This is a genomic window from Legionella adelaidensis, assembly GCF_900637865.1.
GTDB classification, from domain to species: Bacteria; Pseudomonadota; Gammaproteobacteria; order Legionellales; family Legionellaceae; genus Legionella_A; species Legionella_A adelaidensis.
The window spans coordinates 49,258-62,413 of the sequence record NZ_LR134417.1 but is presented as its reverse complement, the minus strand read 5'-3'; the positions used below and the strand labels follow the sequence as shown (position 1 = coordinate 62,413).

Genomic DNA, 13,156 nt, shown 5'->3' with positions numbered 1-13,156 from the left:
CCTAAACAAGTAAATTTACGCCTAAACTTACTTGAAGCGCTGGACGGTTTATATACTCTTTCCAAAATCCAAAGGCTGCCCTTGCTCCGGGTGAAAACTCTGGCCCCCCTTTTCTTTCTATAACTTCAGTAGGTCCGATTGCCAATGGGGCGATAAAGTCACTGAAATGCGTTTCGATAACCGCGTGAATTAATCTTTCTATCTTCTTCTGCTCATTACTATCTGGAATACTTCCTGAGTGCATACGAAAGAGTATTTCTAAAGTCGTTATAGTACGATTTTCGTAATAAATAGATTGTGTTAAAGCACTTTGTATTTGCATACGCGGAGCGCTTACAACCTGGAATAAATAATCATAGAGTTCGTTGTTGAATTGATTGCAATCCAAGGTATTTTTGAGTGCTAAAACGAGATAAAGCAGACCATTCTCGGTTTCTGCTTTTTTAGTCCCTATTGTGCGAATGGTGAGGGGGGTAGTTAAAGAGTCTACGAACTCTTCCGTAAAAGGTAATTCTTTGAGTAATTCCAAGATAGCGTTTATAGCTAGAGAGTTTTCGCATAATGTAGCCCCTTCTAAAGCCATAAGAGCAATGTATAAACCATGGGCTTTCTCACTACTTTCCCGGAAAGTTAAGTCTTTGCATAATTGATTTTTGCCGGGTAATCGTAATGCTCTTTTAAAAAGGGCCACTAATTCTTTTAGTACCAGATCATCTTTGGTTAATACCGCCTGATAAAGCGAAAGAATCAGTAAATAGCCAACCGTTTTTTCTTTAAAGCGTCCTTGCGCGATAACTTTCGCCAATTGTTCATCAAATTTATCAGGGCTGGTGTCTAAAAAACCTTGCAACATACCTATAAAAAATAAAGCGTTTTTTTGATTTTTATTAACACCAATTGCACCCCATAAACCACGTGTTATTTCTATAAACCCATTGGTTCCTAAAGCCCCTTGTATGAGCATTTTTACTGTAGGGAGTGGGGCTGCAGCAAATATTTTTTGAAAGAGAGCTTGAATTGAGGCCGCTATCTCCTCATTTTGCGATAAAGTAGCAATCAAAATCAGGGATAAAGGACGTTTTCCATCAGAAATTGAAAAATAAGGGAGGACCATTTCAGGAAATTTAGCGCCCAGTATTCCTAGTAACCCACATATTTGCACGGAATGCCTTGCGTTCTTTTCTTGAAGGGAGAATTGCAAGCACTCCACTAACCAGAGAATGAAATTATTTTTTTGGAGTTCCGCAGGGGTTAACTGCCCAACGATGGGAGTGAGTAATACTAAAAAATCTTCCACGTCTTCGCGAGTGAAGTGAACTTTCGGTTTTTTGGTAGAAAGAAATTGCTCTTGATTATCAAAATGATGGGTAATAGCTAAAGTCATAAAAAATCCTTTTTTTATTCTTGTTAAAATCTATTTAGAAACAGTCCTTGTTTCTAAAGTATGTCTGATACTTCAAATTGCTCGATTTGCACGGCAAGGTTTGTGCCTAATAAGTTAAAAACGAGTAATCGTTCACTTATTGGGTTTTTCTCGGGGTTTCCTAGACGCAAAAATTGACAAATCAAAATAGCATTTTGGAGCTCCTTGCGTATATATTAGTACAAAATTCGCAAAAGAGTCACTACCTTTTTGAGGGGCTATGAATATATTGAAAAGAATGGAGTTGTTAGAAGCAGATGCAGACGATTTTGGTTTTAGTTGGGAAAACACCGATCAAATCATTGCTCAAATAAAGAGTGAAATAAATGAAATAATTGAGCACCTTCAGGTGGAGTCCTGTCAAAACCCAAAAGGCTTACAAGAAGAAATTGGCGATCTATTTCATGCGGTAATCTCTTTATGTGTTTTCTGTAAATTAGATCCGGAAGAAACCCTAAAATTAACCACGAATAAATTTGAACGAAGGTTAAATGCGGTAAAAGATTTGGCGCAGAAAGATGGGTTGGCTTCTTTGAAAAACCATTCTTTTAAAGACCTTATGAAATACTGGGATAAAGCCAAAAAAGAGGTCAGTTAATTGACAAAATAAAAATACCTCCCTAACCTAATTTGTGCAACGCAATATAAAAGGAGATTTATAATGCAAAATAATCGTGATAATCCGTTAAATATGTTCTCTAATTTAACGGCACCTTATGCGAGTCTGTTGGAAAAGTATTTTACTACCATGCCCATGCTAAAACCTGAAAATTTTTTCCAGATGCCTGACAATGATTTGCTAGAAAAACAACTGCATATGTTTATTCATAATGGTCATGTTACTTTAGAATATTTTAAAGAGATTTCTTTATCCATGGCAAAAAGCCTGGCACCTCTACAAAATCAATTTGGTGGTAAAAATACGAGCAATCAAAAAGCTTCAAGCGAAAGCCGTAATATTCCAATAGAAACGGAAGGAAAAAGCAAAAAATCTAAAGCAAAAAGTGCAAATGGAAAGAAAACAAGCACAAAAAAAGCACCCTCAGCTAAATTAGCAAAGCACGAGAGTACTCCTAAAACAAAACCTCAAGCAAAAAAAGGTAAGTCTGCCGAACAAGGTAAAAAAGAAGATCCATATGCCTTGGGTGCAAGAGTCCAAGGTCTTCAAAGTTCCCCCATGCAGTCAAGCCAGGATAAAAATAAAAAGCAAGGTATGTAATTAGAGGGAGACTTAAAGGGTTTCGGGCTGAAAAATACTTTTTTATTTCGAGTTCCCGCGAAATGCGGGAATTTTTTCAAGTTCTACTCTTTCATATATTCAAGATGTGTGAAGTATTTTATATCCTCTTAATCATCCGCATTAACGTTCGCCAACCATGGGCATTAATAACATCGCTTTTTTCTAACCATCCTCTTCTTGCTTGATAAATACCAAATTGCATAAATCTCAATTCTCTTACACTATGCGCATCACTAGAAATTGCCATTTTTACTCCAATCGATTTCGCCATCTGGCAGTACAAGTCATTAATATCTAAACGATAAGGTTGACCATTGAGTTCTATACAACAACCTCTTTCTTTCGCAGCCTCAAAAATTTTTTGCAAATTAATTTCATACGCAGGTCGGGATTTGATTAAACGACCAGTAGCGTGGCCGAGGATATTAAAATAAGGATTATCCATAGCCTTTAATATTCTAGTTGTTTGTTTGTGCTCTGGAATTCTAAAGCGTGAATGAATGGAACATACCACTATGTCTAATTCTTTTAAGACATCATTTGTTAAATCCAAGGAGCCATCCTCCAAGATATCAACCTCAATAGATTTTAAAATGCGAAAATGAGACAACTGTTCATTCAGTTTATCAATTTGTTTAATTTGATTAAGCAATCGTTTTTCATCCATCCCATTGGTAATAGTTAAGCGTTTTGAATGGTCGGTGATAGCTACATATTCATAACCTAATTCTATGGCTCCCCTTACCATAGTCTCTAAAGATTCTTTCCCGTCTGTTTCAGTGGTGTGAGAATGCAAGTCACCTCTTATATCTTTCAATGTGATTAACTTGGGTAATTGATGCCTTATAGCGACTGATATTTCATTACGTCCTTCCCTTAGTTCAGGCTCTATGTAAGATAGTTTTAGATGGGTGTAAATGGACTTTTCTGATTGCCCCGCAACTTTATATTCATTTTTATAAAGACCTTTATTGTTCAGTTGATAAGAATGATTTTGTGCGTGTTGTTTGAGTTCTTCCAAATGTTTTTGATTTCCTGTAAGCATTAATAACCTGGCGCCAAAAAAACTTTTTGAGGCATTATAGAGATGCAAAATAGCACCTGACCATAAAACGCCATGCAAGAAATCATCTGCCTGCTCAATGATATGGTGTAATTCGTTCTGATCACTTAAATGTTCGATTATTGTGTTGAAATCCTCTGTACAGATTAAAAAATCCAGCGAAGTGACTACTTCGACTTTGCGGCGGATTTCTCCGCACCAGGCCACTTTGGTTACTTCAGGGATTTTATTTAAAAGCCTTTCTAAATGATAGGCAATAGGCAGAGCATGATAGAGGCGTAGAAATTTGCGTGGTCGTTTGCCAGTAACTTTCTTATCAGCGGAAGAATTTATTATTTCAGGTAATTGGTTATTTACAATTATATGTTGAATAACTGAGGCAATTTTCTTGCCAATACCAGGTATGGAAGTTAAATCGAATTGAGGATTTTGGAGGATAATTTCTTTTTCTTTTAATAATTCTCGTGCCGCGCGTCGATAGGCTCTTACACGATAACGGTCTGCTCCGGCGGCATCTAGAAGATCCGAAAATTGATATAGATAATCAGCAATGTCCTTATTACTTTTAACCATACGCAAAGAAAATATCGTTTCTATGTAGTAAGTATAACAGGCGAATAAAATTAACTTCCAAATAATGATCACCAGAATTAAAATTAAGCCAATATGAATCTATTTTTTCAAAAAAAAATATATGAAACAAAAACCAAACACTAAAAACCGCGGCGCTATTTCCAACCCGCATGGGCGTTTTGAGATTAATACTTATGAGAAGTATGATGATGGCTGGGGAGAGGAAGAGGAGGAAATGCCGCCGCTTGAAACTTTTTTATATCCAGAACCGGCTAAAACAATTATTACGCGAAATAACTCACCCGACATTGGATTTGAACAATCTATAAACCCTTACCGTGGTTGTGAGCATGGTTGTATTTATTGCTATGCCAGGCCTTCTCATGCTTACGTAAATCTATCACCCGGCTTGGATTTTGAAACTAAAATTTTTTATAAAGAGGATGCTGCAGAGTTATTAAAACGTGAAATTAATAAAGCAAAGTATATTTGCAAACCTATCGTAATTGGAGCAAACACCGATCCTTATCAACCTGTCGAAGGGGAATTAAAGATTACAAGAAGTCTTTTAGAAATTCTTTGGGAGCACAAGCATCCCGTTATTATAATTACAAAAAATTCCTTAGTTGAAAGAGACATAGATATCTTGAGTAAAATGGCTAAGCACAATTTAGTGAGAGTTAATGTAAGTATTACTACATTGTCCATTGAATTAAAACGTATTATGGAGCCAAGGACATCAGCCCCTATGGCAAGAGTCAGGGTGGCGAAAAATTTAATAGAACAGAATATTCCGGTGAATGTTATGGTAGCCCCTGTTATACCCATGGTAAATGATATGGAGTTAGAAAAAATACTACGCACTATCAGTGAAGCCGGAATAAAACACGCAGCCTATGTTTTAATTCGCTTACCCTATGAAGTAAAAGATTTATTTAAGGAATGGCTAGGCCAGCATTTTCCCCAAAAGGCAGAACATGTGATGAGTTTAATTAAACAAATGCGTGGCGGGAAGGAGTATGATTCCGCCTTCGGAAAACGAATGCGAGGGGAAGGTCAATTTGCTTCTTTATTGGAGACTCGCTTTAGACTTGCTTGCAAACGATTTAATATAAACACCACTCCTTCTATTGATTTGGATTGTTCACAATTAATAAAGAAAAACCAAAGTATGAATGGTCAATTGGATTTATTTGCAGGAATCGTATAAAACCATTTATAGAGTCTTTACCAAGGAGTGGAAAATGACAAAATTAAAAGATAAATCACAACAGCCTCCCCAACATCAAAATAAACAACCAGGAATTGAGTCCAAAATGCATCCTCAACCGGAATTTATTGCGCCTCATTACCGCGGTAGTGGAAAATTAGAAGGGAAAATCGCATTAGTTACTGGTGGAGATAGCGGTATTGGCCGGGCTGTAGCTTGTGCTTTTGCAATGGAGGGTGCGGATGTCATTGTTCATTACCTGAATGAGCATGAAGATGCAAAAAAAACACAATCTATTATCGAAAAAATAGGGAAAACCTGTTGGCTAATGCCGGAAAACCTTCAAAGTTATGATGCTTGTGAAACTTTAGTAACAAATGCATTAAAAGAAGCCAAGCGAATCAATATATTAGTAAACAATGTTGCAGAGCAGCATCCTAAAAATTCTATTGAGGAAATCAGTTGCGAACAATTAGAGGCTACTTTTAAAACGAATTTTTTTTCGTATTTTTATATGATAAAAGTCCTATTACCGCATTTTCAAAAGGGAGATGTTATTATAAATACTACTTCGGTAACAGCTTATAAAGGTAGTGACCATCTTCTCGATTATTCTGCAACTAAAGGGGCGATTATTGCTTTGACGCGTTCACTATCCCAAAATTTGATAGCCAGGGGTATAAGAGTAAATGCTGTTGCTCCGGGACCTATTTGGACCCCTCTTATTCCTTCTACTTTTTCAGCTAAAGAAGTTGAAGAGTTTGGTAACCAGGTTCCTATGAAAAGAGCAGGTCAACCTTCAGAAATTGCGCCGGCGTATGTTTATTTAGCCTCCGAAGACTCCTCATACATGACAGGACAAGTATTGCATCCGAATGGTGGAGTGATTGTAAATTCGTAGGTGCCGAAGGCCTGAGGAATCCTCTCATTTTTAAAAAGCAAAAAAGATGCGCAATTGTAGGTTGGCACCGATAGGCCCAACACTCCTTTGCGAGGTCGTTTGTTGGCCTGATGGCGCCAACCTACATTAAAAAAATAGTGAGAAGCCTTTTTCTGTTCCAACTTACATTTTTTTTGATAATTTTAATAATTCACGAACCTCTTCGTCTGTCGTTTGCGAAAAATCTTCATACCACAAACCTACTGCAAAAAATTGTACGGGCTGAAGGGGACAATATATTTTGTCGACTTCGACTGCCATTTCTTTGATTGTTGCTAAAGAGGCTACGGGGGCTGCTAAAATAATTTCCCGTGGATTTTGTTCTCTAAGGGCTTTTATAGCGACCCGTATGGTGGCTCCTGTTGCTATTCCATCATCAATTAGAATAATAGTTTTATTTTCTATGTCAGGATGAGGAATATTCCCCCTATAATTTAATTCACGGCGTTCTAATTCTTTCTTTTCCTTAGCAATTATTTTTTCTACAACTTCTTTAGGTATAGATAAATCACGAATAATTCGCTCGTTATATAAAACAGTATTTTCACCAGCTATCGCGCCGAATGCTAGTTCTTCATGCCCGGGGACTCCTAATTTTCTTACAATAAAAACGTCTAAGGGTAAATCAAGTTTTTTTGCCACTTGATATGCAACGGGTACCCCGCCTCTTGGCAATGCATAGATAATAGTGTCTTTTACTTTTTTATAGCCGATTAATTCTTTCGCTAAAATTTCTCCAGCTTCTTGCCTGTCGATATATTTTTCCATTTTTTTCCTTGCTTAAGTTATTAAAAAATATAGTAAACATTTCCTTAAAAATTAATGGTTGTTTTGAAAAAAAATAGGGTATATTCTATTAGATCCGGGAAATAGCATTTATGGATAAATGGTATTTAACAATTAAGGATGATTATATGAAAATTTTGTATGTTAATGATGTAGATTTCGGTACCGCTGCAACTTTAGTAAGCATTACCAAAAAACCTGCAATACAATTAAATCCCGATAGACCACTGGATACCCCCGTTGAACAAGTGATGTTAGTTGCTCAAACTGAAATGAATGCTAGCACGCTTGGTGGTAAAACCCCAAAGCAACTGGCAGCAGATTTTGCTAAATTAATTCCAGAGAATAGAACTGCACTTAAACATCTCTATTTAATTGCTCCTGAAGCAGGCCTGTTAATACCTGATGAAGAAAAAACGCTCGCCCAAAAAATGGCGGAAGAATTAAAGCACCTAGGGTTTGATGATGTATTGTTACACGCAGTGTCCGCCCCGGTAAATTGTAATGTTGGTATGCATGTTGAGGTAACTACAGATGGTTATTTACACGCATATGTTTATGAGAATGCTTATTCAAAAGAATTTGATTCCGCTTTAACTCAAAAAATAGCGCAACGCGATGCTTTAATTGCAAAATCTTCTTTAACTGCAGCAGAAGTTGCTTTATCAGAAAGTTTATCCGCTGAAATTGAGCAAGGTAAACAACAACGCAAAACAGATTCAAATTACAAACAAGTTTCTATTTTGCGCACAAAAAATTTCGGTGAATTAAATGCGCCCCATAATACTTATAGTAGCAGCGGTCCTATGGGAACAATCGGGTTGCCTGCTGCAGCTGCAATTGCGTATTTAACTAATGAAAAAGCACAAATAGCAGCACGCGAATCATTCTTTACCAGAAAGAAACAACATACTTATATCGATAAAAATATAGCAGAATTAAAAGCCAAACCGCTTGCGACGATGGAAGAGGTATTTGCTATCTTGAAGGGAGCCCGTACTGAAGAGCAATTAGGTAAATCCCATTACGTCCAAAAGGTTGTTAACCCTTTTATGGCAGCGTATAAAGAGATGGAAAGTACGTTTCCTTTTCAACCTGGTACGCCGGTGCAACGCGGGAGCCAAGAAGTACTTTCCGAAGATACTCCTGGATCCGATTATGCCGAAAACAGAGCTCCATTTGAGGATATTGTTGCCGGGCTTGACGTGAGTGCGGAAGTTGGCTCTCCTAATGAAAGTTCAGCATTAGGTCTTGAGGCTAAAAAAGTCGAAGACTTAGACCTTCTTCGTCAAGAATTAATTGCTTATGCGGATGAAAGGGAACAGGGACCTGTGTATAAGGGCCATGTGCTTGGGTTTTTAGCTAGTATAGCAAAAGGTACTGCTGAATCCGATGGTCGCGCTTTCAAGGTGAAAGCCGCTGGGAAACTTGCAGCAATTATTAGTGGTGAAACTTCCGATCCTCTTAATGACCAGGAAATTGGTTCTCTAACCAGAGGTGATTTGGGAGATCTCGTGCGTCAGTTTGGTGGTCTGGATCATGTTCTTTCGCGCACTTTACCCGCTGCGGTATCTTGTTCAGTGTAAAGTACTTAAAGCTAGCGGCATGGCCGCTAGCTTTTTAATAAAGCTTAAGGTGTCACTGTAAAATATTCAGTATTGTACTCATAGCAATTCCAAGTAGCTGTGGTACCGCCTACATTTACTTGAATCGCCATTAAACCTAAAGATGCTAATTGCGGTTGTGGATCTGCATAACAAACTCTATTTGTTCCATCAACTGTAACATAATGATAAGTAGTGGTAGAAGCAGTTACCGTACTGGGTACATAGTACACGTCACCGCGTTTGTCTAAAATAACCGGTTCCCCAGTGATTACTACTTTTTCAGCAAAAGAAGAGAAGCTTGCACACATAAGTCCGACACAGGCAGCTTTCAGAACCAAAGATTTCATAATTTTCTCCCTAAAATAACAATAATAGTCATAACTTAATAAAAATTGCCCGATTAGCATACCTCTAATCATATTGAATTTTAAATAGATTTATTAAATTTTTTTAGAGGCTATTCGGGAGGAGGTTTTCTTCTTGAATTTAAGCTGGCGATTAATAAGACAATGAAGATAAAGATAAAAAGATAGAATAAAAAATAAATGATATCCATAGCTATGGTAATTATCCCCCCAAAGCCAAATACAGCCGTCAAAATGGCAATTACTAAGAACAAAACAGCAAGCCATAACATAAGGGAATCCATATCTTGATTACTTAATAAAAAGTATAGAATATTTAAAAGGTTATTTTCTTGCTTCCTTGAAAAAATCAACTAACATTTAAGAGTTTAATAATAACAACAGGAAGGACTTATTATGGATAAATGTATAAAATTAAAAGCAGTCGCATTGCTAATTTGTAGTGGATTAGCAGGAAGTGCTATTGCAGATAATAATGCCTCAATGAACAATAACCGTACTGCCAGTGCTACTACTCAAACAACACAAAGAAGCGATGCAGCTATCACTTCGGAAGTTAATCGGGCCTTAACTGATTACGCTGGTAAGGTAAAAGTCTCAGTTAAAGGGGCAGTAGTCTATTTAACTGGTCAACTTCCTTCTGATACTGATTATGATAAGGTTATTACTGCTGCGGAGTCAGTACAAGGCGTGAGTGATATTAATGTGGATCAGTTGACAGTAAAAGACAGCAGCCAGCCTCTTTATGACACTTACATTACTGCTAAAGTAAAAGGCGCTTTAATACAAAACGATATTATGGGAAAAGATATACCTGCCTGGTCTATTAGTGTAGAAACCAAAGATGGTCAAGTTTTCTTATCAGGAAAAATTGCTACACAACAAGAAAAACAAAATATCATGAATGTTGTAAAATCGGTGAAAGGTGTGACTAAAGTAAATGATCAAATAGTAATAGGTGCTTCCGATAATGATGCTACCTCCAATACGAAGGCAGATGAAGCTTCTTCAAAAACGGATAGCATGAGCACTACCGATAATAGTGATAATACACAAAGCGGAAATTCTACTGGTTATTAATTTTTCAAAGCACGCGAAAGCGTGCTATCTATATGTTTTTAGGTAGGAGTAAGTATGCCTTCATTTGATGTGGTATCCGAAATTAATGAGGTGGAATTACGGCATGCCGTGGAAAATGCTAATCGTGAAGTGAGCACACGATTTGATTTTCGTGGTGTGGAGGCCTCGATAATCTTAGAGGACTTAACGGTTACTTTAAAATCTGAGTCTGACTTTCAAGTGAGACAATTAGAGGATTTATTCCGTAATCATTGCACTAAAAGAGGGGTGGATGCATCAGGTGTCGATATAGAAGAGGAACCTATACATAGTGGCAAAAATTACCTCCTTACTATGAAGTTTAAACAGGGGATTGATCAGCCTGTTGCCAAGGACATTGTAAAAGAGTTAAAAGAAAGCAAATTGAAAGTTCAATCTTCTATTCAAGGGGATAAAGTACGCGTTTCTGGGAAAAACAGAGATGACTTACAGGCAGCCATTGCTCATTTGAAAAAATCAAAAATTGAGCTCCCCTTGCAGTTTAATAATTTTAGAGATTAATTACCAAAATAGCGCGAGTAAATAGATAAGTAGGTCCCATCGGCTTCCATTTCTAAGATACTGGTATTGATCTGGCTAATAAGCTCTACTTGCCTTTTATTGGCCATGATCGCATAACCATCTCCAACTGGTAAGCTGCTACCGACTATTTTGTATACGTCACTATTATTTGCTGCCCAATACTTGGCAGAGGCATCATTAAGTATTACTACATCAACGGCTTTACTTTTTAAGGCTTCCAAAACGTCAGAAACCATATCATATTCTTTAATGGTTACTCCAGGATAAATGGAAAGAGCTAAAGTCTTAAAAGGAGTTCCTTTGCGCACCCCAACTATTTTACCTTTAATGTCATCCGGTAAATTAATGGTAGAAGTAGCTAATGTTAAAAAGCGCGCATTACTTTCCATATAAGGTAAGCTGAATAAAAAATTTTCCGAGCGATCAGGGGTAATAGTGATTGCCCCAATTGCCAAATCAATACTTCCGTCTTGAACATCTGGAAAAAGCTGATTAAAAACAATGGGCTTAAAAGCGCATTGGGCATTTATTCGTTTACAAATTTCCATCATTATATCGATGTCAAAACCGAAAAAATTGTTTTGATTATCAGCCAAATCGCCGAAAGGGGGATTTTGGGGTGCGGTGCCAATGGTAAGATTTATACTATAACAGTAACCTGAGATCAGCAGTAAGAATCCCAAAAAAAATCCCTTCATGTGTCTTCCCTTAGTATTTCTTTTTTTAAACTAGTTATTAGGATAACAAGAACTCATTTATTTAAAAACAAGATTATATAAGCGCAACATCTCCTAACAACTGATCAAAAATTGAACTATTATTATTTATATAGGTAATATGGCTCTGGCTGAACCAAAATACATTTCCCGGAATAGTGATGGTTTGGAATGCCGTGTGATGTGAAGACCTAAAGCATTTCATAAGTCACAAATACATTAATGTTCTTGTGGCTCAGCATCCGGAGCCATACCCTTCTAACATAGTTCTAATAGTCCCCAAACTTTGCCTTACCACACACAATATGATACTATCAGCCAAATTTTTAAACTAATTGGTGAAATTTGGTGAGGCTTTTTCTTTTTTCTTTATTAGCATTTGTCTCTACAGCCCAAGCGTCTAGTATCCCCATTAAATTAGGGACTGAAGTAGTTATTATTAAAATTGAGCGCAAAGGAAAAGGGAAAAATTTTGTTCATTTACATCAAAGCGAAACGACTGCCTTAAAAGCGGCCCGTGCAGTAGTGGCTGCTAAAGGCGGTACTATTCTTACCTTGGTTCATAAAGGTGGAAGAAATATTGTATTTCATTTAAATAAGCAGCGATTTGAATTTGATCCTAATCGTATTTTTTCAGATATCGGTATTAAAAAAACTTTATCCCAATTTGGGGCGTATTCTCCTGCAGCACATAAAGAAGTGAGTAAGTTAGCAGAAAAAATTAAAAAAGTTTTGCCCAAAGGTAAAATAATCGCCGTACATAATAATAACGAATATTCCTTAAAAAATTATTTACCTGGCCATGATATGGAACATGAAGCACAGGAATTAAATTATCTAAAAAATAATTATCATCGTAATTTTTATTTGGTAACTAAAGAAAATGATTTTTACCGTTTTAAAGAGCTGGCATTTAATAGTGTTTTACAGGCAAAGCAGGCTACGGATGACGGTTCCTTATCAATTTATTTAGCAAATCGTGATTATGTCAATGTAGAAGCGGGATATGACCAGCTCGCAGCCCAAATAAAGATGTTAAACTACGCATAGCAATTCTATATAGCCCTTGCTTGTATTCAGGTGACGTTCAAAGGGATTTTAATCCATTTAATGTAGGTGGGCCGCAGGCCCAACCATTCAATCCGGAAAAGTAGGTTGGACCTTGCGGCCCACGTCTACTACAAAATCCACAAAACCTCATTCCTTGAGCGATTTATTTTCTTGTAGTATAATATTTATACAGTTATTAAAAGCAAGGAAGCGATATGAAAAAACTCTTATTGTCCATTGGTATCTTATCTGGCACGGTAGTATTAACGGGTTGTGGAGTTACTAATACCACTTATACGCCTACATATACGTCTACTTACAGAGTAGCTTATCCTGTAAACACCGTTAGAACTGTTAGAACTTATCCGGTTAATACGGTGGGATATTCCTACAATATTTATCGCGCTAATTATTACCCGGTAAATTATTGGAATACGGGCTATTATTATCCCTATCGTTACGGTACCCGCGTCTATTATGGTGGTTCCCGTATGTATAATAGCTGGTGGGGATTCTAAATTGAAGAAATAAAAAAGGACCTG

The 13,156-nt window shown here is 37.0% G+C and carries 15 protein-coding genes; 9 read left to right on the top strand and 6 right to left on the bottom strand.

Annotation, left to right across the window (positions count from 1 at the left end; genetic code table 11):
• Window position 1 precedes the first annotated feature (1 nt).
• On the bottom strand, window positions 2-1,384 hold the full coding sequence (locus EL206_RS00950) for a hypothetical protein (RefSeq protein WP_058463206.1): 1,383 nt from the start codon (window positions 1,382-1,384) through the stop codon (window positions 2-4).
• 259 nt (window positions 1,385-1,643) lie between these two features.
• Here EL206_RS00950 and EL206_RS00945 point away from each other — a divergent pair, with 259 nt between their 5' ends.
• Both EL206_RS00945 and EL206_RS00940 read left to right on the top strand, forming a co-directional pair.
• Window positions 1,644-2,021, top strand: a complete 378-nt coding sequence (locus EL206_RS00945; RefSeq protein ID WP_058463207.1) for a MazG nucleotide pyrophosphohydrolase domain-containing protein — start codon at window positions 1,644-1,646, stop codon at window positions 2,019-2,021.
• A 63-nt stretch (window positions 2,022-2,084) separates the two neighbouring features.
• The gene (locus EL206_RS00940; RefSeq protein WP_058463208.1) at window positions 2,085-2,642 is read left to right on the top strand and encodes a hypothetical protein; all 558 of its coding nucleotides are present in this window, start codon (window positions 2,085-2,087) and stop codon (window positions 2,640-2,642) included.
• A 118-nt stretch (window positions 2,643-2,760) separates the two neighbouring features.
• Here the strand turns inward: EL206_RS00940 and EL206_RS00935 are convergent, their stop codons facing one another.
• Complete coding sequence (locus EL206_RS00935; protein ID WP_058463209.1) at window positions 2,761-4,299, bottom strand: DNA polymerase/3'-5' exonuclease PolX; 1,539 nt, start codon at window positions 4,297-4,299, stop codon at window positions 2,761-2,763.
• Window positions 4,300-4,420: 121 nt separating this feature from the next.
• Between EL206_RS00935 and EL206_RS00930 the strand changes: the two genes are divergently transcribed.
• On the top strand, window positions 4,421-5,509 hold the full coding sequence (locus EL206_RS00930) for a PA0069 family radical SAM protein (RefSeq protein ID WP_058463210.1): 1,089 nt from the start codon (window positions 4,421-4,423) through the stop codon (window positions 5,507-5,509).
• Between the two features lie 34 nt (window positions 5,510-5,543).
• Window positions 5,544-6,410 (top strand): SDR family oxidoreductase, encoded by an 867-nt coding sequence (locus EL206_RS00925; RefSeq protein ID WP_058463211.1) that lies wholly within the window; start codon window positions 5,544-5,546, stop codon window positions 6,408-6,410.
• 162 nt (window positions 6,411-6,572) lie between these two features.
• On the opposite strand, the gene EL206_RS00920 is transcribed toward EL206_RS00925, so the two are convergent.
• On the bottom strand, window positions 6,573-7,217 hold the full coding sequence (locus EL206_RS00920) for a phosphoribosyltransferase (protein WP_058463212.1): 645 nt from the start codon (window positions 7,215-7,217) through the stop codon (window positions 6,573-6,575).
• A 146-nt stretch (window positions 7,218-7,363) separates the two neighbouring features.
• Between EL206_RS00920 and EL206_RS00915 the strand changes: the two genes are divergently transcribed.
• Window positions 7,364-8,821 carry a hypothetical protein gene (locus EL206_RS00915; protein WP_058463213.1) on the top strand — a complete coding sequence of 486 codons (1,458 nt, stop codon included), beginning with the start codon at window positions 7,364-7,366 and terminating at the stop codon, window positions 8,819-8,821.
• 44 nt (window positions 8,822-8,865) lie between these two features.
• On the opposite strand, the gene EL206_RS00910 is transcribed toward EL206_RS00915, so the two are convergent.
• Window positions 8,866-9,189, bottom strand: a complete 324-nt coding sequence (locus tag EL206_RS00910) for a hypothetical protein (RefSeq protein WP_058463214.1) — start codon at window positions 9,187-9,189, stop codon at window positions 8,866-8,868.
• A 110-nt stretch (window positions 9,190-9,299) separates the two neighbouring features.
• Window positions 9,300-9,479 carry a DUF1328 family protein gene (locus tag EL206_RS00905; protein WP_058463215.1) on the bottom strand — a complete coding sequence of 60 codons (180 nt, stop codon included), beginning with the start codon at window positions 9,477-9,479 and terminating at the stop codon, window positions 9,300-9,302.
• A 124-nt stretch (window positions 9,480-9,603) separates the two neighbouring features.
• Here EL206_RS00905 and EL206_RS00900 point away from each other — a divergent pair, with 124 nt between their 5' ends.
• Together EL206_RS00900 and EL206_RS00895 are read left to right on the top strand one after the other, a co-directional pair.
• Complete coding sequence (locus EL206_RS00900; RefSeq protein ID WP_058463216.1) at window positions 9,604-10,287, top strand: BON domain-containing protein; 684 nt, start codon at window positions 9,604-9,606, stop codon at window positions 10,285-10,287.
• A 54-nt stretch (window positions 10,288-10,341) separates the two neighbouring features.
• A complete protein-coding gene (locus EL206_RS00895; RefSeq protein WP_058463217.1) occupies window positions 10,342-10,827 on the top strand; it encodes a YajQ family cyclic di-GMP-binding protein in 486 nt (161 codons plus the stop codon).
• Here the strand turns inward: EL206_RS00895 and EL206_RS00890 are convergent.
• Window positions 10,824-11,546, bottom strand: coding sequence for a transporter substrate-binding domain-containing protein (locus tag EL206_RS00890; RefSeq protein WP_058463218.1), 723 nt, complete (start codon window positions 11,544-11,546; stop codon window positions 10,824-10,826). The genes EL206_RS00895 and EL206_RS00890 overlap by 4 nt on opposite strands.
• Window positions 11,547-11,912: 366 nt before the next feature.
• On the opposite strand from EL206_RS00890, the gene EL206_RS00885 reads away from it, so the two are divergent.
• Window positions 11,913-12,614, top strand: a complete 702-nt coding sequence (locus EL206_RS00885) for a protein tyrosine phosphatase (protein WP_407637821.1) — start codon at window positions 11,913-11,915, stop codon at window positions 12,612-12,614.
• A 215-nt stretch (window positions 12,615-12,829) separates the two neighbouring features.
• Window positions 12,830-13,132: a hypothetical protein gene (locus EL206_RS00880; protein WP_058463219.1), complete on the top strand. Its 303-nt coding sequence runs from the start codon at window positions 12,830-12,832 to the stop codon at window positions 13,130-13,132.
• Window positions 13,133-13,156: the final 24 nt, after the last annotated feature.